Genomic DNA, 25,999 nt, shown 5'->3' with positions numbered 1-25,999 from the left:
AAATAAAATTGAGCGTCTATGAAAGTGAAAACTATTCTCGTTTCGCAACCAAAACCAAAGGTTGAAAACTCCCCATATTTTGAACTTGAGCAAAGGCAAAAAGTAAAAATTGACTTCATCCCATTTATACACGTAGAGGGTGTTTCTGGAAAAGAAGTCAGATTACAAAAAGTAGACCTCAAGGACTACAGCGCGATTATACTTACAAGCCGTAATGCTGTAGATCACTTCTTTAGAATTGCAGATGAGATGCGTTTTAAAGTCCCAGATACACTAAAATATTTTTGTCAAAGTGAGGCTGTTGCTTACTATCTTCAAAAATATGTGGTCTATAGAAAACGTAAAATATATGTAGGCAAGCGTACATTTCCAGAACTTATTCCGCTAATTAAAAAGCACAAAAACGAAACGTTTTTGCTTCCATCCTCAGATAAGTTTAAGCCTATTGTACCAGAATTACTTGATGCGCTTAATATTAAATGGACGCAGTCTACCTTTTATAAAACGGTAGTAAGTGATTTATCTCAGTATGCTAATGTAACGTATGACATATTGGTATTTTTTAGCCCAAGTGGAATACAATCTTTGTTTGAAAACTTTCCAGATTTCAAACAAAATGACACGCGTATTGCAGTTTTTGGAAATACGACGGTTAATGCCGCTAAGGAAGCTGGACTTACCATAAATATCATGGCACCTACTCCAGAAACACCATCTATGACCATGGCCATAGAAAAATACATCAAAGAGGTTAATAAGAAATAATTTTCCTTCCTAATACATAATTAAAAACCCGCAATTTGCGGGTTTTTTAGTTTATATAATAGCAATAACTTCAACTATTGCTAGCATTTATTTTGATTACACTATAGACTCTAGATTTTCTTTTTTCTTTAAAATCTCTTTTAAAATACCATCCCACAAAGCGACTCTCACCTCCAGCGCTTTCTTTGAAACCTCAAGTACTTCTTGCCATTTTGTAGCATTACCTCCACAGAGTTGACGTATCATCTCTAAAGCCATAGGCCCGTGTTCATCTTCATCTAGTTCAATATGCCTATCAAAATAGTATTTAAAATCGGCAAGATCTTTTTCTGGAAAATGCTCCTGAATGTTACGTATTATAACAGTAAACATCTTAGGAATTAGATCTTCCCTACCAAAGGTAAAAGCTGCCGCAATTTCATGCATTTTCCCGTTTGCAATAACCTCAAATGTAAATTGCAAAAATTGAGCTATAGGTAGAGGTAGCTTTTTGATAGTATCCCTAAGATCTATAGCTGTAAAATCTGCACGTATGAAATTGGTAACACCTTCTATATCTGCCCCCGCTTTACGCATGGCATCTATATACATCTCATAGTGACTTTGCCTGTTACCCTCCCGGTTGATATCCGTTTCTTCAGCAAGTACAATTTCATTTATCAAATATCTCACTTCTGGGTTCCCCACCGGTTTCCAAGGCAAAGTAGTACACGTCAAGCCATTTTGAAGGGCTTTTAACAGAGACATAAAATCCCAAACTGCATAAACATGATACTCCATAAAGACAGATAGATCATTTGGAGTTTTGATATGGGTGTACAAAGGATGTTGTAAAAGTTTAGCCCTCAGCGGCTGCAATTCGTCTTCTATATGTTGGATCATGTTTAGTTATTTATTACAAAAATAACTACGTAAAAAAGAACCTCCACGGATTTTTACTTGCTTAATTTTCTAATTAATGAGCTGAGATAAGATTTACATACGCTTTCGCGAAAGCGTACTCGCACATTTTCAATACTGAGATTGATATTTGTAATTTATAATACTACAAATCACCTCTAGTATTTCTATTTTTGCAGATCTCAAATTGAGTCACAATTATGTACAGAACACACAACAACGGAAGCTTACGCGCTACAGATATAAATAAAAAAGTAACCCTCGCTGGATGGGTACAAAAGTCTAGAGATAAAGGATTTATCATCTGGGTAGATCTACGAGATCGTTACGGGATGACACAACTTGTTTTTGACCAAGAACGTACAGATGCCGCTCTTATGGAAGAAGCACGCAAACTGGGACGTGAGTTTGTCATACAGGTTACTGGCACCGTCGTTGAGCGTGATTCTAAAAACCCTAATATCGCTACTGGAGACATAGAGTTATTAGTATCAAAATTAGAAATACTCAATGCTTCTCTTACACCTCCTTTTACTATTGAAGATGAGACAGATGGTGGAGAAGACCTGCGTATGAAGTATCGTTACTTAGACATACGCCGAAAGCCAGTACGTGAGAGTCTTATCTTTAGACACCGCGTGGCTCTTGAAGTACGTAAATATTTATCTGAGCAAGATTTTATTGAAGTTGAGACTCCTTACCTTATAAAATCTACTCCAGAGGGAGCGCGTGATTTTGTAGTACCTTCTCGTATGAATGAAGGACAATTTTATGCATTACCGCAATCACCACAAACCTTTAAGCAATTGCTTATGGTGGGTGGTATGGATAAATACTTCCAGATTGTAAAATGTTTTAGAGACGAAGATCTACGTGCAGACAGACAGCCAGAGTTCACACAGATAGATTGTGAAATGGCCTTTGTAGAGCAAGAAGATATTTTAAACATTTTTGAAGGGCTTACTCGTCACTTACTTAAGGAAGTAAATGGGGTAGAGATTGAAAAGTTCCCACGTATGCTATACGATGATGCCATGCGCTTATATGGTAATGACAAGCCAGACATTCGCTTTGGGATGGAGTTTGGCGAACTTAATGAAGTAGCACAACATAAAGACTTTGGTGTATTTAACAATGCAGAACTAGTTGTTGGAATTGCGGTTCCGGGAGGTAACTCTTATACTCGCAAAGAAATTGATAAAATTATCGAGTGGGTAAAACGCCCACAAGTAGGAGCACTTGGTATGGTGTACTCTCGTTGCAATGACGATGGAAGCTTTAAATCTTCTGTAGATAAATTTTATGATCAAGAAGATCTTGCAAAGTGGGCAGAAGTAACAGGCGCTCAAAAAGGCGATCTAATTTGTATACTTTCTGGTGAAACTAACAAAGTACGCGTACAGATGAGTGCGCTACGTATGGAGCTTGCAGAGCGCTTAGGACTACGCAAGCCAGATGAGTTTGCACCGTTGTGGGTGATAGATTTCCCATTACTTGAGTTAGATGAAGAGACTGGACATTACCACGCAATGCACCACCCATTTACCTCTCCAAAACCTGGTCAAATAGAATTACTTGACACAAAACCTGGCGAAGTAAAAGCAAACGCTTACGATCTTGTGCTTAACGGTAACGAGATAGGTGGAGGTTCTATTCGTATACACGATAAAGAAACACAGGCTATCATGCTACGTCACCTAGGCTTTTCTGAAGAGGAAGCAAAGGCGCAGTTTGGGTTCCTAATGGACGCTTTTGAGTATGGAGCACCACCACACGGTGGTCTTGCTTTTGGACTCGATAGACTTGTTGCTATTCTAGGAGGGCAAGAAACCATACGTGACTTTATTGCTTTCCCAAAAAACAATAGCGGTCGTGACGTAATGATTGATGCTCCAGCACCTCTAAATGAAGAACAGTTGAAAGAGCTTAATTTGAAGTTACGTGCATAAAACAAGACGCCTTTTTATTATAGTATTATTTTTTATACTCGCAGGTATGCTTGCCTATGGATTTTACTGCAAAGACAATGTTGATCTTGCCCTCGGTCATAAGTTTATTGGATTTTCTATTGCTGGTGGATTTTTCATTTTGATGCCTACATTTATTTACCACAGATGGAAGGATCGCAAAGTAAAAGACTATATGCTTACAGATGAGGCTTTTCAAAAAATGAGAGATTATAATAATAGTAAAGAGCAGAATACTGAGAAGTAAGATTTTCACATTTTTACACTTCTTAGGTTGAAACATTCTAAAAACCAATCACTTTACTCAAATAAAATAGTGGCATAACTATTGGTTAACAAATAATAGTGTAAGTTTGCACTTTATTAATTACTTATTTATTACAATGGAAGGAACAGTTAAATTTTTCAATGAGTCAAAAGGTTATGGTTTCATAACAAACGACGACACTGGTAAAGACATCTTTGTACACGTTACAGGTCTTAACGGTGAAACTATCAACGAAGGAGACAAAGTTGAGTACGTAGAAGAAGAAGGAAGAAAAGGATTGACAGCAGCACAAGTTACTGTAGTGTCATAAACAAGATAGATACTTTTTTACGATTAAGAAGAAGGTTTGCTAAAGCAAGCCTTTTTTTATGCTCTTATTTTTGCTTTCGCGAAAGCGGTTACTTCTAAAAAATTCTATTCAGGACTACACTGGCATCTAAGAGAATAATACAAAAGACTCCAGATACGATAATAAATTTTAGAATATTATGTAATAAGATATAATGTGGTCGTGAAACTGAAATCCATAGAATACTCAAAAAGACTATTAAGAGCACTACGCTACCATAAAAGTAAATCCCCATATATCCCAACGCATAATAGTTTACCAAGAAATATATAGGTACAACTGTTAATCCAGCAAGAATGGTAAGCAACCATTTTGAAGTCTTAACACCAAAAATGACAGGTATGGTTCTGTAATTAAGTACGAGATCTCCTTTTAAATTTTCCAAATCTTTTACCATCTCACGCATGGCGATGACTAAAAACAAAAACGATCCGTGTACAAAAATGACTGGAGCAAGATTACCATAATAGATGAAAACCGCAAAAAATGGAGTAATTGCTAATGTTGCAGCGACTAGATTACCTGCAAATGGTATTTTTTTAAGCTTGTGAGAATAAATCCATATACCAAAAATATAAAGTGAATAGAAGACTACTGCTCTAAAAGACACGTAACTAGCTGCAATAACTGCCAAAAAATTTAATACAAAATATATAGAAAGTTTAGTATTCTGACTCACTAATCTATCTATCATAGTCTTTCGTGGTCGGTTTATCAGATCCTTTTCAGAATCATAAAAGTTATTTATAATATATCCGGCAGCAATAGTAAATACACCTGCTAAGACAATAAAAAATAAATTTATATCAAAGAGGATATCCCTCAAGCGAAGGTCAGGTGCTAATATAAATATAGAAGTAAGGTATTGCGCAATGACGATTATAAGAATATTATAACCACGTACAACAGATATAAGGCTGACTAACTTAAGGATAAAACGTTTGTTTTTTCGCGAAAGCATAGACTCCCCTATTAAATTCTTAAATAAAGTTTGCTAAAAAGTATAAACTACCTCTAATTGGTAACCTTTAAGTGCTTTTTGAGCTTTTTCTAAATCTTCTGTAAACCCTAACATATAGCCTCCTCCTCCAGAGCCACAGAGCTTTAAGTAATAATCATTACTTTCTATTCCTTGTTTCCATAATTTATGAAATTGCGCAGGTATCATTGGTTTAAAGTTGTTAAGTACCACTTTAGAGAGTTGTTTTACATTTCCAAATAAGGATTTTACATCTCCATTTAAAAAATCTTCTACACAAGCATCTGTATGTTTAACAAATTGGTTTTTGAGCATGGATCTAAAACCATCTTGCTTCATGTTTTCCATAAAAATATGCACCATAGGAGCCGTTTCGCCTACCATGCCACTGTCTAATAAAAATACCGCACCTGTTCCTTTTTCAGCTTGAGAAGGAATTCCTGCCGGCTCTATATTATCCTTACTATTGATAAGTATAGGTAAGCTTAAGTAACTATTAAGTGGATCTAAACCAGATGATTTTCCGTGAAAAAAGGACTCCATAGCGCCAAAAATCTCCTTAAGCTGCAATAATTTATCAAGTGTTAGATTTTCTAAAATTGTAATCTTATTTACGGCATATTTATCGTAAAGTGCAGCAACGAGGGCACCACTACTACCCACTCCATATCCTTGAGGGATGCTAGAATCAAAATACATACCTACCTCAATATCAATAAGCATTTGATCTATTTCAAAAGTAACAAGCTCTGGCCTTGCTTCCATCAAATCCTTTAAATACTTAGCAAATTTCAGTAAGTGACCATTAGACTTTCGAGCAGAATCACTAGGATTCTCCTCTATTTTGAGCGCACCATTGTAAAAATTATATGGAATCGCAAGACCTTTTGAGTCTTTAATAATACCGTATTCTCCAAACAGGAGAATTTTTGAATAAAAAAGTGGTCCTTTCATATGGGGCAGGAATTGTGAATTACAAATTTACAGTTTTTTTGCTCCACTCCCCACGTTATCATTAATATAGTGCCCATTTTGGCAATACTTTGATAACTTTTGATCAATGAAGTTATGAATATCTTTTATTTCATTTTCTGGATACAATACATGAACATTAGCTCCAGCATCAAGTGTGAAACATACTTTTGAACCAGTTTGATCACGATAGTTCCATAAATCATTAATAATCTCAAGAGTATTAGGCTTCATTAATATAAAGTATGGATGACTAGTCATCATCATAGCATGTAACGTAAGTGCCTCGCTTTCTATAATTTTTATAAAAGCATCTTGATCTCCAGATTTTAATACTGACAGTAATTTAGAAAGGTTTGTGTTAGCCTGTCTGAATCTTGCTTGTGCATAGGCATGATCGTGCATTAAATTGTGACCTATCGTACTACTCACTTGCTTCTCTCCTTTATCTACTAGCAGTACTGTGTCTTGATAATTCTTAAAATTTTTATGAACCTCGCCCTGATAGCTAACACCAAACAAATCACTGCTACCTTCTACATCAGGGTGCTTACCCCAAACCACGAGTGGCCCCTCTAAGCTCCGACAAGCGCTGCCAGAACCTAGACGCGCTAGAAAACTAGTTTTATTAATTAAATATTCCTTAGAAATTTCTGGTCTAAGGATTTTTTCCATCTCCATAAGACACGCAGCCAGGGCACTCATCCCTGATGCAGAACTTGCAATTCCAGAACTATGAGGAAATGAATTAGAAGTTTCAATTCTAAAATCATAATTATTAATAAATGGAAGATACTTTTCAATTCGATTGAAAAATTTTTTGATTTTAGGAACAAAGCTAGGTTCTTCCTTATCGTCCAGTAGTACTTTAAACCTTACTTTATTTGAAGTATCAGACTTTTGCTTAAACGACAACCTAGTTTTAGTGAAACAATTAGATAGTGTAAAACTAAGACTTGTGTTTTGTGGGAGTTGCTCTCCGTGCTTACCCCAATATTTTACTAACGCAATATTACTTGGTGATTGATAGGATACCACTCCCTCTGATAACAGATTAAAGGTTCCGAATGGAACAAAATCGCTTTGAGTCATTCTTTTAAAAGTGTTTATACAAAGATAGGAATAAGAAGGTGGAATGTTATAATACAGAATTTATTAACTTAGCAGCAATCAGCTAACCTTATGAGTAAAGATTTTCTTATTAGAATTATTTTAAGTGTCGCGATTTGCTTACTAGTAGGAGTTCTTGGGGCACTAGCAACACAAACTACAATTGACACGTGGTTTTTAGGACTAAATAAGCCTGTATGGAGTCCCCCTAACTGGGTGTTTGGACCCGTATGGATTACATTATATATTATGATGGGTGTCGCTGCAGCAATTGTGTGGAACAAAGGATTTTACCACAAATGGGTAAAGATTGCAATGTATCATTTTGGATTTCAGCTCATACTTAATGCGCTCTGGAGTATAATATTTTTTGGCTTTCAGGAGCCATTTTTGGCTTTATTAGATATCATAGGGCTTTTAATCCTCTTAATATTCACCATTAAATGGTTTAAAGTAGTAGATAAATGGGCTGCTTTACTTCTTGTTCCTTATTTGTTATGGATTATCTTAGCTACAGCACTTAATTTTGAAATCTGGAGACTCAACTAATCAATAAATTTTTTATTTAGCTAGATTTTATCGCACAAGATCTCTTTTGCTAGTGATCATTGAGTTCATTACGCCTCATAGGCATTGAGTCGATGAGGTCTAAGAATTTTTGAGCTGGTTCTACCTCACTACTCTCCAATTTAACAGAACCATCTAGTCCTACGAGAAATACTTTAAAGCCTTTTATTTCCTCTGTTACATGAGCGTCCTCAATAGCTCCGAAATCTGTCCTTTCTCCCTGATTTGTATGCTCAATTAGACACAGTTTGTATTCTTTAAATTTCTTTTTAATGTTTTCAAGTAATTTTGCTTGATTTTGCTTGATTTTGCGCCTTTTCATTTTCAAATGTAGGTGCAACAATAAGTACTGCACGTTTTTTCCATTGGAGGTCTTTTAAATTTTGGCTTATCAAAGTCATAGGTAAAAAGATTAATAGGATAATTTTTATTAGCATTTATTTGTTTTTTAAAGCGATTGCTTGCGCTGCCATATAACCGCCTGTCCAAGCATTTTGAAAATTGTACCCACCTGTTATTGCATCAATATTAAGTACCTCTCCCGCAAGATATAAGTTACTACATTTTTTACTTTCAAAAGTCTTAAAATTTACCTCATTGAGCGCTACTCCACCAGCAGTTACAAACTCTTCTTTAAATGTACTCTTTCCCTGCACTTCATAGGTTGCTCGTGTAAGCTCAAAACTTATAGCTATTAACTGTTTTTTCGTCAAGTTTGCCCAGGTTTGATCTAACGAGATTAAAGAAGCTTTTAATATATTTTGCCACAATCTTTTTGGAAGACCCAATTGGGCATAGGTATAAGGAGATTGCTTTGCATATTTCATTTTTAAGTTAAATAATTCTTCTTGAGCTTCTTCTGGTAAATAATTTTCTAACCAGTTTATTTCTATTTTAAATTTATAGTGAAAGTTTGCTAGGTCTCTGGCGCCCCAGGCAGAAAGCTTAAGAATTGCTGGACCACTCATACCCCAGTGTGTGATAAGTAACGGCCCCTGAGACTTGAGCTTTGTATCAATCACTTTTATAGAAACGTTTGTAGCGAGGCCCATAAGATCATTTATTCGCTCGTCTTCGATATTAAAAGTAAATAAAGATGCCACCGGAGGTATAATATTGTGATCAAACCCTTTTAGGGTATTCCATATCTTAGGGTTACTCCCAGTTGCTATAACAAGTTGACGACACTCAAATATACCTTGATTGGTATTTAATGTGAATAGAGAGCTTTTTTGACTCTTAAAGCGTACCGCGTCCTCTTGATGAGTTACTTCTTTAACGGTATGCTTTGTAAGAATATGTACTTTATGTTTTTTTGCCTCTCTTAAAAAACAATCTATGATAGTTTGAGAAGAATCTGTTTCTGGAAACATTCTTCCATCTTCTTCAATTTTTAAAGGTACACCCCGATCTTCAAACCAGCCTACTGTGTCCCCGGTCATAAATGTATGGAAGGGACCTAATAGTTCTTTTTGTCCTCTTGGGTACATTTTTGAAAGTTCCTTCGGGATGAACTGAGCATGAGTGACATTGCAACGACCTCCACCAGAAATTTTAACTTTAGTGAGCACCTCTTTTCCACGCTCTAAAATAGCGATGTTGAGATGAGGTGTGCGCTCCGCTAGATTAAGTGCAGTATAGAAACCTGCTGCACCTCCCCCTACAATTATCACATCATATGTATATATCATGAAAACTTTGAATTTACCTTAATCATTTCTGATACGCTTTCGCGAAAGCGCATAAAACCTATTTCGAAAAAAAATTTAAATTTCAATTTGCGTGTAGAAATTGCACCAATTTTAATAAATACTAAAAAGTCACAAAAATAGGTAAGAGCGACCTTTTATTGATCTGTTTCCCAAAAAAGCATTTTTAATTTGATAAAATTAGCTCTATAGAATTTGTAAAATCTTAATTTAAAAGCATATAACTTATCATATTGTTAGAATTTCAAAGTTATTTTTACGAAAACGTTTTCGTAATTTTATTATCTAATATACGCTATCTTAACATAAATTTTACATACTTTTATAACAGAAATGGTGTAAAATCCCTCTTCTAAAACTAAGCAAACTAATATTTTAAACAAGATTCTTATGAAGAAAGTACTATTTAAAAGTATGTTCTTGTTTGTTGCAATTCTCTTTACGGGAATTGCCCAAGCTCAGATAGTTACTGGAAAAGTTACTGAAGAAAATGGTCCCTTGCCAGGAGCAAACGTAATCGTAAAAGGAACCTCAAATGGTGCAACCACTGATTTTGATGGAAATTATTCTCTTAATAATGTTCCAGCAGATGCAACTTTAGTCTTTAGCTACGTCGGTTTTGTATCTCAAGAAGTTGCAGTTGACGGCAGAACTAATATTAATGTAAATCTCGCAACTGATAATGCACTCGATGAAGTAGTACTTATTGGATATGGGTCTACCAGAATTAAGGATGCTACGGGAGCGGTAGCTGTCGTTTCCTCTGAAGATTTTAATGGAGGGGTTATAAGTTCTCCTGAACAGCTAATCCAAGGTAAAACTGCGGGTGTACAAATTACACAGTCTACTGGAGAACCAGGCGCAGGAATCAATTTAAGTATTAGAGGAACAACAAGTGTAAGAGCAAATAACAATCCATTATTTGTGGTAGATGGCGTACCTCTTGGTGGTGGCGAAACAACTTCAGGTGGTGCAGATATTGGTTTTGGAGGAAGTAGTGCAAAAAACCCACTCAACTTCTTAAACCCTAATGATATTGAAAGTATATCCGTATTAAAAGATGCTTCTGCAACAGCTATATATGGTTCTCGTGCGGCAAATGGAGTCGTGTTAATACAAACCAAAAGTGGTCGTGGCAATTCTAAAGGTAAGTTTGAGTTTGATACGTCTGTTAGTGTAGCCTCAGCAGCCAATAGGTTTGACCTTTTAAACAGAGAAGATTACCTAAATGCTATAGATACTTTTGGAGGTAATTCTGCTGCTTTAGATCAAGGTTTTGATACAGATTGGCAAGATGTCGTTTTAAAAACAACGTATTCTCGTAATAATGTTTTGTCATATTCTAAGGGTTATACGGGTGGTAATTTAAGGGCTTCATTCGGGTATGGAAAACAATACGGAGTTGTAGAAAATTCTTCTTTAGAAAGAATAAGTGGTAGATTAAATGCAAATAAGAAATTTTTTAATGATAAATTAAAAGTAGACTTACAAGCATCTATTTCGCGCGTTAATGATGAAACTCCACCCATCTCTACGAATGCTGGTTTTCAAGGGGACCTTCTTGGTTCAGCTTACTCTGCAAATCCTACTTGGCCTAGCGATCCTAATTTCTCCCAACCAGGAGATGCCATTAATCCTGCAAATCTTCTTGCAAATTACCTTGGCGGTGCAGAAACAGATCGCTTTTTAGGAAGCTTAAGTGCTGAATATAAATTTACTGAAGAGTTTTCTGCTAAAGTTACTGGAGGTTATGACAATGCAGAGTCTCAGCGATTTTCAATGTTAGGAGCTAATGTAAACAACATAAATAATGGCACACCAGGGAATGGAAGAGGAAGTATTAATGACCTTGAAATTGAAAATACGCTATTAAATGCTACACTCAATTATGAAAAGGAATTTGAAAATTCCAATCTATCTGTCTTAGTAGGTTACGAATATCAAGAGTTTAAGAACAGTGGACGTAATATAAGTGGATTTGGCTTTGGAACAGATGATATTGGCCTAATGACTGGAAGATTACAATCTAGTGTTTCTAATGCAGAAAGAGTGGCAGATAATGATTACCTCCAGTTACGCTTTGATGATACAAATGGGTTGTTATCTGAAGGATTTAATTTTAATAGCTCTGGTCAAACAACTCCCTATCAAAATGCTATTAATGATGCTTTTGATTCTAACGTGCAAACTTTTATTAGTACAAGATTTAATTCAATAGATGAATTACAATCCGTTTTTGCAAGGGCTAACTATAGTATTGCTGATAAATATCTTTTTACAGCAACTGTTCGTAGAGATGGTTCTACAAGATTTGGAGAAAATGAGCGCTACGGAACTTTTCCTTCTGGTGCTTTTGCTTGGAAAATTAATCAAGAGGACTTTATAGGGGATGCTATTTCAACGCTTAAACTTAGGTTAGGGTATGGAGTTACTGGAAGTCAAGAAGGTTTAGGTACTAATAATTTTACCAATAGAAGAGCTATTACAGCTGCTACTTTTAACGAAAATGGCGTTATCAATGGTGGAAATGCTGGTTTAAATACCAACATCGTTGCCTTTGCAAATCCAGATTTACGTTGGGAAGAGACCACTCAGTACAATGTAGGGGTTGATTTTGGTATAAACAACGACCGCTTTAATGGAACCCTAGACCTTTATTATAAAGATACTGATGGATTTCTTTTGAATCAGCAATCAGCTCAACCGGCTCCACAGCCATTTTTCTTTGGAAATGTTGATGGAAATATAATTAATAAAGGAGTTGAATTATCTCTAAACTATGATTTCATCCAACAAGAAGAGACAAGTTTAAATTTTGGTTTTAATGTATCTTATAATGAAAATGAACTTCAAAACTTTGGTGGTTCTATTCCATTTGGCCAAATCTTTGGACAAGGTCTTACAGGAGCTTTCGCACAATTGCTTGAGGATGGGCGACCACTCTTTTCTTATTACTTGAGGGAATTTGAGGGGTACGATGAAAATGGGCTGCAAATTACTGATGATGTACAACGATTTGTCGACAAAAGTGCTTTACCAAATGTAAATCTTGGTATTTCAACTTCTTTTAGACATGAAAATTGGGACGCGAGTTTATTTTTTGCTGGACAATTCGGGCACTATATTTATAATAATACTGCTAATGCTTTTTTTACTGCGGGTAGTATAAACAATGGAAGAAATGTTACAGCAGACGTATTAACAAGTGGAGAACAACCAATTAACGCTCCTGACGTATCAACACGGTATCTTGAAAAGGGCGACTTCTTGAGATTACAAAATGCTTCAATAGGGTATAATTTAAATCTTAATAATACTGACATATTCAAATCTTTTAGAATTTATGTAAACGGTCAGAACTTATTTGTGATCACTGATTATTCAGGTCTTGATCCTGAGGTAAATGTTACTAATGTACAAAACAATGTGCCTTCAAGGGGGATTGACTATGTAGCCTTCCCAAGACCGCGTACTTACACATTAGGTGTGAATGCAACTTTTTAAAAATTAGAGCTATGAAACAAATTAAAATGAATTTAAAAATAATGGCGGTAGCCCTTCTGAGTATGAGTATTTTCTCATGTACAGATCTAGAGGTAGAAGAAACAGATTCTGCTTTTGAAGTAGATTCCGAAGGTGGTTTTTCAGGTGTTTCTGATGTTGATGGAGCTATAAATGGACTCTACGGTTCTGTTTATGGCCAGATAGGTAATCAAGCAGATCTATATGCCCTTAATGAGGTTACATCAGACGAATTATTAGTGCCCACTCGCGGAACTGACTGGGGAGATAATGGCTTATGGAGAGATTTACATGCTCAAACTTACAGTCCTATACATCCTTTTGTCTTAGCTGTTTGGAATAATTTAAATCAAAATGTCTTTACAGCGACAACAATTATTGATCCATTGACAACTAAATCTTCAGCTCAAGAAGCAGATGCTCGATTTTTAAGAGCTTGGAGTATGTTCTGGATAGCTGATATGTATGGACAACAACCCTTCAGACAACCTAATGAACCGCCCAGTGTAAATCCTACTGTACTATCTAGAGCAGAATCAGTAGACTTCATCATTGAGGATCTCGAATTTGCAATTACAAACCTACCGATGAGAGGGCCTAGTGCAGATAACAATCGTGCTAATAAATCTGCAGCTAGGTATTTGTTAGCCAAAGTATTATTAAACAAGAATATTTATTTAGAAACCTCTCCTGACACTGCTGATATGAGCCGCGTGGTTTCTCTTGTAGATGAAATCAACTCAGATGGTTTTGATTTACAGGCTGGTTATTTTGATATTTTCAAAGAAGACATTGATAACGAAACAATCTGGTTTGCACAGACAGGTGTTGGTAATAGAATTTGGAATGGAATGCATTATTTTCAAAACTCTCCAGACAATGGTGGAGGTGGATGGAATGGATGGACCACACTTGCAGAATTTTATGATCTCTTTGAAGGGGATCCTAATATAAATGTGGTTGGATCGGGACAAGAAGAGCGAAGAGGCTTTGTTCCTGATGCCACTAATGCCGGTCCTGAAAACCTAGGTATAGGTTATGGGTTCTTAATTGGTCAACAATACGATGTTGATGGATCAGCACTAACAGACAGGCCTGGAAACCCTCTCGTATTTACAAAAGAACTACCTGGTTTAGTTGGTAATAATGAAGTCACAGGTATACGTACAATTAAGTACCATCCTGTAAATGGAGCATTTGCTAATCACGAAATAGTTTTTAGATATTCTGACGCACATCTTATGAAAGCAGAAGCTATTTTAAGAGGAGCCAGTGGGGATGCAACAGCTTTAGTTAATGAGCTAAGATTAATTCGCGGAGCTACTCCATTAGGAACTGTTACTGAACAAGATATGCTTGACGAGAGAGGTCGTGAGTTATACAAGGAATTTTGGAGAAGACAGGATCTCATTCGATTTGGAAAATACAACGATGCATGGGGCCTAAAGGATGCTAGCGATCCATCTGTGAATGTATTCCCAATTCCCGCTACAGCAATTCTTTCTAACCCAAATTTATCTCAAAATACAGGTTATTAATACTACAACCATATTTAATTAGCTAAAAGAGGCTGTCTTAAAGAGGACAGTCTCTTTTTATTTAGTTTTTGGTAAAGAAATTAATACTATTCTAACTTCATTCAAATTATATAGTAATAAACCGTTTTGTATACTAGAAGTTTACTTTTTTTAGTCTTAATATTCAATTTATCTTGTGTAAAAGATGAAGACAACTATACTTTCTATTCAAATGAAAAAAATGGGATTACGTTTATAAATAAAATAAATAATTCTGCTTCTATCAACATTCTCAATTATCTATATTTCTATAACGGTGCAGGAGTAGCCATAGCAGATTTTAATAATGACGGTCTAGATGATCTTTATTTTAGTTCTAATCTACATGCTGACCATCTTTACATGAATGAGGGTAATTTAAATTTTAAGGAGGTTACTTCTTTATCAAAAATTAAAAACGATTTCGGTTGGACAACTGGAGTAACTATAGTTGACATCAATAACGATGGGTTAATGGATATTTATGTATCAAAAGTAAATGAGCATCTAGAGCTACAAGGACATAACTTGCTCTTTGTTCATCAAGGTATAGACGACGGTATCCCAATATTTAAAGAAGAATCAAAAAAGTATGGTTTAAATTTTTCTGGATTATCTACCCAGGCTTCATTTTTTGATTATGACCTTGATGGGGATTTAGACATGTATCTTCTAAACCATTCTGTTCATCCTAATTCAAATTACGGAAAGGGAAGATTAAGAACTTCTTATAGCAGCACTTCTGGAGATAAATTATATAGAAACGATAATGGTTTTTACTATGATGTAACTGGCAGTTCTGGAATTTATCAAAGTAAATTAGGCTATGGATTAGGTGTTTCTGTAGGTGACATCAATAATGATGGTTATCCAGATATTTATATCGGAAATGATTTTTTTGAGAATGATTATGTATATATAAATATGCAGGATGGTACATTCAAAGAATTAAACACAAGTGAATCCATCCTAGGTCACAGCTCCCATTTCACCATGGGTACAGATATTGCGGACATAAATAATGATGGTCATCAAGATATAATTACACTTGATATGCTCCCAGAAGAGTTGGAAAGTTTAAAATCCTCTGGTACAGAATATCCATATCCAATATATAAGCAACGTCTAAAAAATGGCTACGAACCTCAGTTTATGCAAAATACATTGCATATAAATAATGGCAATGCTACATTTTCTGAAACTGCATTTGCTAGTAATATTGCGGCCACAGAATGGTCTTGGTCTCCTTTAATTTCTGATTTTGACAATGATGGACTCAAAGATATTTATATAACAAATGGTATATTAGGTGCTACAAACAATATGGATTTTGTGAACTTTATTGCCAATGAAAAAATTCAAAAAAAGTTAGGTGCTGGAATTCTCAATGAAGATTTGTACATTATAGATGAAATTCCTCAAAAAGAGATTTATAACTATCACTTTAAGAATAAAGGCGATGGTACTTTCCAAAATATGTCTAGCGATATTAGAAATGTAACCAAAACTTTTAGTAATGGTGCTTCCTATGCAGATTTGGACAATGACGGAGATTTAGAAATTGTACTGAATAACACAAATTCATTAGCCAGTGTTCTCGAAAACAAGACCAGAGATCTAAAAAAAACTAACTTCCTAAAAATAAATTTTTTAGGTAATCCTAAAAACATAAACGGCATTGGTGCTAAGATCACTTGTTATACTAGAGATAAAGAACAGCATTTTGAAAATTTCACAACTAGAGGTTATTTATCTGCTGTTCCACCAAAGACATTTATTGGGCTAGATACTATCACAAAAGTAGATTCTCTTACGATAACTTGGCCAACGGGAGAAGTTCAAACGTATTACGATGTCCCCGCTAACCAAACATTTAATGTAGAATTTGCCAAGAGCTTAAAAAATAATGCAATAACTAAAGATAAACCTTCAAGAGTATTACTCACCGTGCCACCCTTATTAGATGTAGAACAAGAGGAAAATATTTCTTTAGATTTTAACAGAATCCCCTTATCGCCTTATAGTCAATCAAAACAAAGTCGAATAATAGAAGTGGCTGATGTCGACCAAGATGGAATGGATGATATTATTACCCTTGGAGCAAAGGGTTCATTTACAAAGTTACATTTCCAGAGCAACAAACCTGACTACCCATCATTTAAAATGGAATTGCTATCAGACAGTCTAAAAACTAAAATTTATGAGGACACCGATGTAACGATTTTTGATGCTAATGGTGATAATAAAAATGATATATTGATCGTTTCTGGAGGAAATGAGTTTCTTTCTGGTAAAGCAATACAACCTAGATTATACATTGGTAAAGAAAACGGTTTCCAAAGAGATACTGTCGCTTTTAAAGCTGTAGAAATTAATGCCTCTAGTGTAACTAGCGTTGATATTGATAATGATGGAGATTTAGATATTTGTATTACCTCCGATACAGTGCCTCAAACTTATGGTGTCACCCCAGACCAAATGATTTTTGAAAATGATGGCTTGGGAAATTTTAAAGACATCACAGATACATTTGCCTTAGTACTCAAAAGCATTGGAAATGTACGTGACATTACGTGGCATGACATTGATGGAAATGGTTATAAAGATGCGATCGTAGTTGGGCATTGGATGCCAGTTACAATTCTACTTAATGATGGTTTATCATTAACGAAGTTATCTAATAGTACACTTGCGCAGTCTAATGGATGGTGGAATACTATAGTTACAGATGATTTTGACAATGATGGAGACATAGATATTATTGCCGGAAATTGGGGACTTAATTCAAAACTTAGAGCCTCAATATCCCAGCCTATGAAATTATACCTGAATGACTTTGATAATAATAACATGCTGGATCCTATCATCACTTATATAGAAAACAATCAAGAAACTACTCTTGCTTCAAAAGACGAAATGGTGAAGCAACTGCCATTCATTAATAAAAAATTTCTCTCTTATAATGCTTTCGCGAAAGCGTCTGTAAATGAAATTTTAGGAAATGACGCGATGAAAAGGGTTCAAACTAAAATTGTTCATACGCTAGCTACTACCTATTTTGAAAATAAAGGTCATGGAGAATTTACTGCCCGTAAACTTCCATTCAGAGCTCAGCTAAGTCCCATTTACGACATCAAAGCTGAAGATTTTAATAACGATGGTTATAAAGATATTATAATTGTAGGCAATGAATTTGAGATAAGCACCCAATTAGGGAGACTTGATGCGTCACACGGTACCATTTTTATAAATGACAAAAATGGTTTTTTTTATGAAAATATAAATCAATTGTTTAACATATCTGGTTTTAGCAGGAGCGTAAAATCTTTTAGTTCTTGTCAAAGCGACTATTTGATAATTGGTAAAAGTAATGACACTCTGCAATTTTTAAAAAAACTATATGATTAAAAATTCACATACTATTATTGGACTACTTATTTGTTGCTTTTTTCTGTCTTGTAATACTGATAAAAGTGAAGCTTCTACAAAACTATTTAGTTTATTAGACTCGAAAGAAACGGGTATTGATGTTATCAATAAAGTAGTAAACACAAACGAAATCAATATTTTTAAATATAGAAACTTTTACAATGGAGGTGGTGTAGCCATAGGAGATATAAATAACGATGGGCTAGCTGATATTTATTTTACAGTAAATAGTGGTGAAAATTATTTATATTTAAATAAGGGAGATTTCACTTTTATAGATATTACAGAAAAGTCTAAAGCTGGTGGCACTAAAGCTTGGTCAACAGGAGTGACCATGGCAGATGTTAATGCAGATGGTCTGTTGGATATTTATGTAGCAAATGCAGGTAATTTAGAGGGTGATAATCATCATAATGAACTATTTATTAATAATGGTGATTTAACTTTTAGAGAAGAAGCAAAAAATTATAATCTTGCTGACACTGGATTTACAATTCACAGTACGTTTTTTGACTATGACAAGGATGGTGATTTAGATGTTTACATTTTAAACAATAGTAACGTCCCAGTAAATAGTCTTGGGTATGAACAGCAAAGAGAAAAAAGAGCCGAAAACTGGGATAATGTTCCTATAATTTTTCGAGGTAAAGGTGATCTCCTACTTCGCAATGACGGAGAATCTTTTACAGACGTCACTAAGGATTCAGGAATCTATGGTAGTCTTATTGGTTTCGGATTAGGTGTGTCTGTCACAGACATAAATAATGATCTATATCCTGATATTTATATCACAAATGATTTTTATGAACGCGACTACTTATATATAAATAATAAAGATGGAACTTTTAAGGAAGATATTAAAAATTGGACTTCACATTTAGGCTTATCTGCAATGGGCGTTGATATTGCAGATATAAACAATGATGGGTTTCAAGATATCTTCATCACAGATATGTTGCCTGAAGATGAAGAAAGAGTCAAGACTGTAATGGAGTTTGAAGGGTATAATCTTTTTAAACGAAAACAGAAAAATGATTTCTATAAACAATACATTCAAAACACCTTACAACTCAATAACGGGAATAGTTCCTTCTCTGAAATTGCATATTATAGTGGTGTAGAAGCAACAGACTGGAGCTGGTCTTCGCTTTTGTTTGATATGGATAATGATGGCTACAGAGACATCTTCGTTACAAATGGCATCAATCACGATTTAACAGATCTAGACTTTGTGAACTTCATGGCAAATGATATTATCAAAAAAATGATGCTAACAGGAAAAAAGGAAGCTGTTGATTCAATTATTAATAAAATGCCCGTCAAGCCACTTCCTAATTACGCCTATCATAACCAAAGAGATCTCACCTTTAAAAATGAAGCAAAAAACTGGGGCCTCGGAAAATCCAGTATGAGTAATGGTGCTGCATATGGAGATTTAGATAATGATGGCGATCTCGATCTCGTCGTTAATAATGTAAACATGCCATCATTTATATATAAAAATAATAGTGAGCTTCTTGTAGAGAATAACTACATAAAACTAAAATTTGAAGGAGCTAAAAACAATCCATTTGCAGTTGGCACAACAATACGACTTTACCACAGTGGTCAGACTATACTTCAAGAACATATACCTTCTCGAGGCTTTCAATCCTCGATGGAATATGGCATGACCATAGGCCTTGGGCAGTCAAACCTAATAGACTCTTTAAGGATTATCTGGCCTAATGACCAGACACAAATACTAAGAAATATTGAAGTGAATCAAGAGCTCGCATTAAATATAGCTCAAGCTACTGAAAAATACATCCCAAAAACACCTCAACCAAAAGAAACGCTACTCACTGAGGTATCAAATACACGAGTGCTAGCTCATAAAGAAAACAATTATAATGATTTTGACTATGAAGGACTCATTGCCAAAAAACTATCTCAAGAAGGACCTGCGCTCGCTGTCGGAGATGTAAATGGCGACGGCAATGAAGATATTTTTTTGGGTGGAGCAAAAGATCAAGAAGGGAAGCTTTACCTACACAAAGGAAATGGAAAACTTGAAGTATCGCCCAACGTCTCTTTTTCAAAAGCGACCATTTTTGAAGATACTGCCGCATCCTTTATTGACGTAAATAATGACGGCCATTTAGATTTGGTAGTAGCTACAGGTGGAAATCAAGTAGGTGGGAGTTCCTTTTACAAACCTCGCTTATACCTTAACGAAGGGAATGGTACTTTTCAAGATGCAATAATCCTACCTTCTGTAGATCAGAGTATGTCTACCATTACCCCATATGATTATGATCAAGATGGTGACATCGATTTATTTATAGCCTCTAGATCTACAACTGCAATTTATGGGATTGACCCTACACATTTGTTTCTCAAAAATGATGGTGAAGGGAATTTTGAAAAAGACAACATAAACAGCAAAATATTAGCTAATGCCGGAATGATAACAGATGCACAATGGATTGATCTCAATCAAGATGGTATTAAAGAACTTATTACTGTGGCAGACTGGGGTGCTATAAAAATGTATCAATTCGAAGGCGCCCGCTTACGCGAAATTGAAACAAACTTGAGTAAATCCCTTGGCTGGTGGAATACCATAAGTGCAGCAGACCTTGACAAAGATGGAGATTTAGATCTAGTCATAGGAAATTCTGGAACAAACATTCACTATAAACCTACCAAAACTTCTTCACTACGGATGTATGTGAATGACTTTGATAATAATGGCACTATCGAGCAAATCACTACCTATGAGAAAGAAGGGAACTATTACCCCATACATCAAAAGAAAGAAATTACTACACAGCTATCTTCTCTTAAGAAAAAGAATCTCAAAGCCTCAGATTATGCTAAGAGATCTATAGATGAACTTTTCCCAAAGCATATCTTGGATAAATCCATCATTAAAGAGGTTACTACAGCATCTTCAATCATTGCCGTTAATAATGGAAATAATGATTACGAAATAAAACCGCTTCCAGCACGCGTGCAATTTTCCTGTATTTGTGGGGTTGTTTGTGTAGATATAAATAGTGATGGAAATTTAGATTTAGTAATGGGTGGTAATAACTTTGAATATAAACCTCAATACTCCCAGCAGGATGCTGGTTACGGTGCTGTACTCTTAGGGGATGGGCATACAAATTTCGAATGGCAAGAATATACAACTTCTGGATTTTTTATACGTGAAGAGCTTAAGCACCTCTCTCCTTTTGAAGATAAAAACGGAGCTAAATATCTTATTGCCGCTATTAATGACGGTAAGCCTAGAGTTTTTAAGATTGATTAATAATTTATGTTACAGCGTTTTTCTCTACTTGTAATCGTAATATTTTGTGTCTCTTGCCACCAAGAGCAATCGGTGCCTAGGAGTGATGCCTTACTATTTAAGAATCCATCGAGTTTACAAACGGGGCTTCGTTTTAAAAACAGTTTACAAGAAAGTGATTCGTTAAATATTTTAGACTACCTCTACTTCTATAATGGAGGTGGTACTGCAGTCGGCGATATTAATAATGATGGACTCCCAGATATTTATTTGTCTGGTAATCAAGTAAAAAATAAACTTTATCTCAATAAAGGAAATCTCATATTTGAAGATATAAGTGCTCAGGCCAGAGTCGAGGGTAAAAGTAGCTGGAATACCGGAGCCATTATGTTAGATGCAAATGAGGATGGGCTTTTAGACATCTATGTGCGTGCTGTCGTGGGTATAAATTCCTTTACAGGACACGATGAGTTATTTATTAATAATGGCGATCTAACCTTTACAGAACAGGCTAAAGCATATGGGCTTGCCTATCAAAGCTATGGAACAACAGCGGCTTTACTTGACTATGATCAAGATGGTGATCTAGACATTTACCAACTCAATCATGCTGTACATACCCAAGAATCTTTTGGTAGAGCTGATTTGCGCAATAAAAGAGATCCTAAAACAGGAGATCGTCTGTTACGAAATGACAATGGCGTCTTTGTAGATGTAAGTGAGGAAGCGGGAGTATTTGGGGGTGTAAATGGTTACGGGTTAGGTGTCGCGGTTTCAGATTTTAATCAAGATGGCTGGCCAGACTTATTTGTAGGTAACGATTTTCATGAGGATGATTACTATTATGTGAACTTAAAAGATGGGCGCTTCCGCGAAAGCTTAAAAGAGAATTTTAGTCACTCTTCTAGGTTCTCAATGGGAAATGATGTAGCAGATATTAACCACGATGGCTACCCAGATATTCTATCATTAGACATGCTTCCATCGGAAGAACGAGTGCTCAAGTCTTCTGAAGGTGATGATAACATGCAAACTCAAAAAATGCGTACTGAGCGTTTTGGGTATCATTATCAATTTACGAGAAACATGCTCTTTGTGAATCAACCTGGATATCAATTCAAAGAGCGAGCATTAGCTAGTGGAATAGCTTCAACAGATTGGAGCTGGAGTGCTTTGTTTGGAGATTATAATCAAGATGGAAATCAAGATTTATTTATCTCAAATGGGATTCCCAAAAGACCTAACAATATAGATTTTATCAATTTTATCTCTAGTGATCAAATTCAAAACAGCTTTCATAAGAATAGGCTTCTTGATCAGAAAGCATTAGATCTCATGCCAGATGGCAGTGTGAGAAATATCATTTTTGAAGGCGGAAAAGAGGCTTCCTTTACAGACCGTTCTAGCACTTGGATTTCAGAAAAACCCTCTGTCTCTGGCGCATCTGCCTTAGCAGATTTAGATAATGATGGTGATCTAGACCTAGTTGTTAATAGGATAAACGAAGAAGTCTTACTCTATATAAATCAAACTGATAGCACCGCAAACTGGCTAAAGATAAAGTTTGATTTTACTCAAAAAAATAGTTTAGGAATTGGCACCAAAGTCTACCTCTACGCTGATGGGAAAATGCAGTTTAAGGAGTTATATACCGCTCGAGGTTTTCAAGCCTCTTCTGAGCCTATGGCTCACTTCGGACTTGGATCTACAAAGACAGTAGACTCATTGCTAATCATTTGGCCAGATCAAACAAGAGAACATATTCCTCAGATACTGGCGAATAAAACACTAGCGCTACAACCTATAAATAATATACCCAAAATAGAAAGAACTAGTAATAAGAAAATGGCACCTCTATTTTCAAAAGTAGAAAATAACCTTGGGATATCTTATGAACACAAAGAAGATGCATATCTTGACTTTAATAGACAAAAGTTAATACCATATCAAGCATCTGATCGTGGGCCTGCAGTAGCTGTGGGAGATTTGAATGGAGATGGGTTAGAGGATATTTATTTTGGTAGTTCTAAGTTCAACACCTCAGAAATTTACTACGGTGAATCTAACTCTTTCGCGAAAGCGGAACTCCCAATTTTAAGTTCTGTTGCAAAAAGAGAAGATGTCTCTGCCGTGATTGTTGATAACAAACTGTTCATAGGTGTAGGTGGAGCAGATTTTTCACTAGCTAATCCAGCATTGAATAATTATCAACTTACTACTACGTCTAAACTAGAGCTACCATCTACACCGCATAATACTTCAACAATAGTGACTTCTGATTATGACAGGGACGGTGATTTAGATCTATTTGTAGGCAACCATATGATCACAGGAGACTTTGGAGCTATACCTCCCTCTTATTTTCTTAAGAACGTAAATGGCACGTATAGGATAGATACAAAAAATAAAATAGGCAAAATAGGTATGGTTACGGCAGCTGTATGGTCCGATTTTACAGGTGATGGACTTGAAGACCTAATTGTAGTAGGTGAATGGATGTCTCCTAGATTTTTTGAAAATCAAAATGGAAAACTATTAGAAAAAAATCTCTTGCTGGAAAACCTGTCTGGATTATGGCAAGCCATAGTCCCTTTTGATATTGATCAAGATGGTGACTTGGACTATTTATTGGGCAATTGGGGGACAAATAGTAAATTTAAAGCAAGTATTGAAAAACCGTTACGCATGTATTACGGCGACTTCGATACCAATGGGCAAAGCGAAACGGTTCTTGCAGTGGAAAAAAATGGAAAATACTATACGACTCAGAATCTTACTGGATTAGCCTCTCAACTAGTATATTTAAAAAAGAAGTATAAAAACAACAATGACTTTGCTGGAAAAACGGTAGAAGATATATTTGGTAAAAACCTATTAAAAAACACTATACTTCATACAGCAACAAATTTAACGTCAGGCTATTTGAAAAATAATGATGGACAATTTACATTTGTAGCATTCAATTCTGATTTGCAAATTGCTCCTATTATGAATTTTGTTAGTCATGATTTTGATGGGGATGGAAAACTAGAAGTACTTACTGGTGGCAACTATTTTGGAACAAAACCATATCATGGTAGGTTAGACTCATTTTCTGGAGCGCTTATTAAAAATGAAACTACGATAGCTCTTGGACATAATTTGGGTCTAGATTTTGCACAAAAATCAATACGAGACTTAAGCATCATTACATCAGGCTCAAAAAAGTACTTACTAGCTACTTTTAATAATAATAAAGCACAGGTATATCAAATACAATCTCAAAGATGAAATTAATGAAATCTTCAATAGTAATATTTTTAAGCTTCTTTTGCATCATGTCTTGTAAAAAAAATGAGGAGCCTATTGTAATCACTCCAGATCATTTTCATACTACCATCGATAAGGTTACTGATGTTATTATTCATGATATCTTCTCTCCTCCAGTGGCGAGTAGAATTTATGCTTACCCCAACATTGCAGCCTACGAGATTCTCGCTTTAAAAGACAATGGTCTCAACCCTCTATCAGGACAGTTAAAAGATTTAAATGCTATCCCAAAGCCCGCTTTAGATGCTCCAGTAAATTATGAGCTATCCGCTTTAATGACTCATATAGAACTCAGTAAGCGTTTAATTTTTTCTGAAAATAAAATTGAAATATATCGCGACAGTCTTTATAAAATTTGGGAAAGTAAAAATGATGTTGTTTTTAATTCCTCGAAAAAATATGCTGCGGAGGTCACTGGTCATATTGCAGACTGGATGGATAAGGATAATTATAAGCAAACTCGAACGATGCCTAAATTCTCCGTCTTTTCTGATGAGCCTTCACGCTGGCAACCTACTCCACCGGCATATATGGATGGTATTGAACCTCACTGGAACAAAATACGCCCTTTTGTAATCAGAACGGCAGATCAATTTAAACCAATACCGCCTCCAGCATTTTCAATGCAAGAAGGTTCAGATTTTTATAAACAAGTCAAAGAGGTTTATGACATTAGTCAACAAATCACTGCAGATGGGGATAACTCAGAAGAAATTGCAATAGCTCAATTTTGGGATTGTAATCCATATGTATCTGTTACTCGGGGCCACTTAATGTTTGCTACAAAAAAAATAACTCCTGGAGGGCACTGGATGGGGATTACAAAAATTGCCGCTAAAAAATCAGGGTTTGACGTTTCAAATACATTATATGCTTATGCAAAAACTTCTGTAGCTATGGCAGATGCTTTTATCTCTTGCTGGGATGAAAAATATAGATCTAATCTTATTCGACCAGAAACACTTATCAATGATCATATTGACGATGCATGGAAGCCTATATTACAAACACCTCCTTTTCCAGAATATGTAAGTGGCCACTCCGTAGTCTCAGGAGCCGCAGCAGAAAGTTTGACAAGTATCTTTGGTACTAATTTTTCCTTTTTGGACGATACGGAAACTCCATATGGTTTACCAGTACGTGAATTCAAGTCTTTTAAAGCTGCTGCACAAGAAGCGGCAGTAAGCCGTATGTACGGGGGAATCCATTACCGTGTCGCTGTAGATGAAGGATTAAAACAAGGAATAGCACTTGGAAAATATGTCGTTACTTCACTTCAGATGAAAAATAATACACAGCTTAGCTTTAATTAAGTTCTTT

The 25,999-nt window shown here is 35.5% G+C and carries 17 protein-coding genes; 11 read left to right on the top strand and 6 right to left on the bottom strand.

All coding sequences use genetic code 11. The features are described 5' to 3' along the window. Positions 1 to 18 precede the first annotated feature (18 nt). Entirely contained in the window at positions 19 to 765 is a 747-nt protein-coding gene (locus OD90_RS10275; RefSeq protein WP_144669083.1) for a uroporphyrinogen-III synthase, read from the top strand. Positions 766 to 861: 96 nt separating this feature from the next. Here the strand turns inward: OD90_RS10275 and OD90_RS10270 are convergent, their stop codons facing one another. Continuing rightward, entirely contained in the window at positions 862 to 1,647 is a 786-nt protein-coding gene (locus OD90_RS10270) for a DUF3050 domain-containing protein (protein ID WP_144669082.1), read from the bottom strand. Between the two features lie 218 nt (positions 1,648 to 1,865). Between OD90_RS10270 and aspS the strand changes: the two genes are divergently transcribed. The 3 genes from aspS (at position 1,866) to OD90_RS10255 (ending at position 4,210) form a co-directional block, all read left to right on the top strand. Next, positions 1,866 to 3,614, top strand: a complete 1,749-nt coding sequence (gene aspS, locus OD90_RS10265) for an aspartate--tRNA ligase (RefSeq protein ID WP_144669081.1) — start codon at positions 1,866 to 1,868, stop codon at positions 3,612 to 3,614. Beyond that, positions 3,607 to 3,879, top strand: a complete 273-nt coding sequence (locus OD90_RS10260) for a hypothetical protein (RefSeq protein ID WP_144669080.1) — start codon at positions 3,607 to 3,609, stop codon at positions 3,877 to 3,879. The genes aspS and OD90_RS10260 overlap by 8 nt, the downstream gene beginning before the upstream one ends. Before the next feature lie 136 nt (positions 3,880 to 4,015). Beyond that, positions 4,016 to 4,210 carry a cold-shock protein gene (locus tag OD90_RS10255; RefSeq protein WP_144669079.1) on the top strand — a complete coding sequence of 65 codons (195 nt, stop codon included), beginning with the start codon at positions 4,016 to 4,018 and terminating at the stop codon, positions 4,208 to 4,210. A 94-nt stretch (positions 4,211 to 4,304) separates the two neighbouring features. Here the strand turns inward: OD90_RS10255 and OD90_RS10250 are convergent, their stop codons facing one another. Genes OD90_RS10250 through OD90_RS10240 form a run of 3 tightly spaced genes read right to left on the bottom strand, consistent with a single transcriptional unit; the run spans position 4,305 to position 7,292 of the window. After that, the gene (locus tag OD90_RS10250) at positions 4,305 to 5,210 is read right to left on the bottom strand and encodes a geranylgeranylglycerol-phosphate geranylgeranyltransferase (RefSeq protein WP_144669078.1); all 906 of its coding nucleotides are present in this window, start codon (positions 5,208 to 5,210) and stop codon (positions 4,305 to 4,307) included. A 33-nt stretch (positions 5,211 to 5,243) separates the two neighbouring features. Next, positions 5,244 to 6,182, bottom strand: coding sequence for a mevalonate kinase (locus OD90_RS10245; RefSeq protein ID WP_144669077.1), 939 nt, complete (start codon positions 6,180 to 6,182; stop codon positions 5,244 to 5,246). Positions 6,183 to 6,209: 27 nt separating this feature from the next. Then, on the bottom strand, positions 6,210 to 7,292 hold the full coding sequence (locus tag OD90_RS10240; RefSeq protein ID WP_144669076.1) for a diphosphomevalonate/mevalonate 3,5-bisphosphate decarboxylase family protein: 1,083 nt from the start codon (positions 7,290 to 7,292) through the stop codon (positions 6,210 to 6,212). Between the two features lie 90 nt (positions 7,293 to 7,382). Here OD90_RS10240 and OD90_RS10235 point away from each other — a divergent pair, with 90 nt between their 5' ends. Then, a complete protein-coding gene (locus OD90_RS10235; RefSeq protein WP_144669075.1) occupies positions 7,383 to 7,859 on the top strand; it encodes a TspO/MBR family protein in 477 nt (158 codons plus the stop codon). A gap of 49 nt (positions 7,860 to 7,908) precedes the next feature. On the opposite strand, the gene OD90_RS10230 is transcribed toward OD90_RS10235, so the two are convergent. Beyond that, complete coding sequence (locus OD90_RS10230; RefSeq protein WP_144669074.1) at positions 7,909 to 8,199, bottom strand: DUF4174 domain-containing protein; 291 nt, start codon at positions 8,197 to 8,199, stop codon at positions 7,909 to 7,911. A 115-nt stretch (positions 8,200 to 8,314) separates the two neighbouring features. Beyond that, positions 8,315 to 9,568: an NAD(P)/FAD-dependent oxidoreductase gene (locus OD90_RS10225; RefSeq protein ID WP_409994636.1), complete on the bottom strand. Its 1,254-nt coding sequence runs from the start codon at positions 9,566 to 9,568 to the stop codon at positions 8,315 to 8,317. 408 nt (positions 9,569 to 9,976) lie between these two features. On the opposite strand from OD90_RS10225, the gene OD90_RS10220 reads away from it, so the two are divergent. The 6 genes from OD90_RS10220 to OD90_RS10195 all read left to right on the top strand — a co-directional run bounded on the left by OD90_RS10220 (position 9,977) and on the right by OD90_RS10195 (position 25,992). Beyond that, positions 9,977 to 13,090, top strand: a complete 3,114-nt coding sequence (locus tag OD90_RS10220; protein WP_144669073.1) for a SusC/RagA family TonB-linked outer membrane protein — start codon at positions 9,977 to 9,979, stop codon at positions 13,088 to 13,090. A gap of 11 nt (positions 13,091 to 13,101) precedes the next feature. Continuing rightward, positions 13,102 to 14,646 carry a RagB/SusD family nutrient uptake outer membrane protein gene (locus OD90_RS10215; RefSeq protein WP_144669072.1) on the top strand — a complete coding sequence of 515 codons (1,545 nt, stop codon included), beginning with the start codon at positions 13,102 to 13,104 and terminating at the stop codon, positions 14,644 to 14,646. A gap of 126 nt (positions 14,647 to 14,772) precedes the next feature. Beyond that, positions 14,773 to 18,072 (top strand): VCBS repeat-containing protein, encoded by a 3,300-nt coding sequence (locus tag OD90_RS10210; RefSeq protein WP_144669071.1) that lies wholly within the window; start codon positions 14,773 to 14,775, stop codon positions 18,070 to 18,072. Then, the gene (locus tag OD90_RS10205) at positions 18,065 to 21,391 is read left to right on the top strand and encodes a VCBS repeat-containing protein (protein ID WP_144669070.1); all 3,327 of its coding nucleotides are present in this window, start codon (positions 18,065 to 18,067) and stop codon (positions 21,389 to 21,391) included. Before OD90_RS10210 ends, OD90_RS10205 begins: the two co-directional genes overlap by 8 nt. Before the next feature lie 6 nt (positions 21,392 to 21,397). Continuing rightward, positions 21,398 to 24,640 carry a VCBS repeat-containing protein gene (locus OD90_RS10200; protein WP_144669069.1) on the top strand — a complete coding sequence of 1,081 codons (3,243 nt, stop codon included), beginning with the start codon at positions 21,398 to 21,400 and terminating at the stop codon, positions 24,638 to 24,640. Positions 24,641 to 24,645: 5 nt separating this feature from the next. Beyond that, complete coding sequence (locus tag OD90_RS10195; protein ID WP_144669068.1) at positions 24,646 to 25,992, top strand: vanadium-dependent haloperoxidase; 1,347 nt, start codon at positions 24,646 to 24,648, stop codon at positions 25,990 to 25,992. The last annotated feature ends 7 nt before the right edge of the window (positions 25,993 to 25,999 follow it).

Source organism: Dokdonia sp. Hel_I_53 (assembly GCF_007827465.1).
Taxonomy (GTDB): Bacteria; Bacteroidota; Bacteroidia; order Flavobacteriales; family Flavobacteriaceae; genus Dokdonia.
The sequence above is the reverse complement of the archived record's forward strand: the minus strand, read 5'-3'. Positions and strand labels throughout refer to the sequence as shown.

Excerpts from the sequence above, each read along its gene's own strand:
- OD90_RS10275 (WP_144669083.1), top strand. The coding sequence starts at position 19 with ATGAAAGTGAAAACTATTCTCGTTTCGCAACCAAAACCAAAGGTTGAA.
- OD90_RS10270 (WP_144669082.1), bottom strand. The coding sequence starts at position 1,647 with ATGATCCAACATATAGAAGACGAATTGCAGCCGCTGAGGGCTAAACTT.
- aspS (WP_144669081.1), top strand. The coding sequence starts at position 1,866 with ATGTACAGAACACACAACAACGGAAGCTTACGCGCTACAGATATAAAT.
- OD90_RS10255 (WP_144669079.1), top strand. The coding sequence starts at position 4,016 with ATGGAAGGAACAGTTAAATTTTTCAATGAGTCAAAAGGTTATGGTTTC.
- OD90_RS10250 (WP_144669078.1), bottom strand. The coding sequence starts at position 5,210 with ATGCTTTCGCGAAAAAACAAACGTTTTATCCTTAAGTTAGTCAGCCTT.
- OD90_RS10245 (WP_144669077.1), bottom strand. The coding sequence starts at position 6,182 with ATGAAAGGACCACTTTTTTATTCAAAAATTCTCCTGTTTGGAGAATAC.
- OD90_RS10240 (WP_144669076.1), bottom strand. The coding sequence starts at position 7,292 with ATGACTCAAAGCGATTTTGTTCCATTCGGAACCTTTAATCTGTTATCA.
- OD90_RS10235 (WP_144669075.1), top strand. The coding sequence starts at position 7,383 with ATGAGTAAAGATTTTCTTATTAGAATTATTTTAAGTGTCGCGATTTGC.
- OD90_RS10230 (WP_144669074.1), bottom strand. The coding sequence starts at position 8,199 with ATGAAAAGGCGCAAAATCAAGCAAAATCAAGCAAAATTACTTGAAAAC.
- OD90_RS10225 (WP_409994636.1), bottom strand. The coding sequence starts at position 9,568 with ATGATATATACATATGATGTGATAATTGTAGGGGGAGGTGCAGCAGGT.
- OD90_RS10220 (WP_144669073.1), top strand. The coding sequence starts at position 9,977 with ATGAAGAAAGTACTATTTAAAAGTATGTTCTTGTTTGTTGCAATTCTC.
- OD90_RS10215 (WP_144669072.1), top strand. The coding sequence starts at position 13,102 with ATGAAACAAATTAAAATGAATTTAAAAATAATGGCGGTAGCCCTTCTG.
- OD90_RS10205 (WP_144669070.1), top strand. The coding sequence starts at position 18,065 with ATGATTAAAAATTCACATACTATTATTGGACTACTTATTTGTTGCTTT.
- OD90_RS10200 (WP_144669069.1), top strand. The coding sequence starts at position 21,398 with ATGTTACAGCGTTTTTCTCTACTTGTAATCGTAATATTTTGTGTCTCT.
- OD90_RS10195 (WP_144669068.1), top strand. The coding sequence starts at position 24,646 with ATGAAATCTTCAATAGTAATATTTTTAAGCTTCTTTTGCATCATGTCT.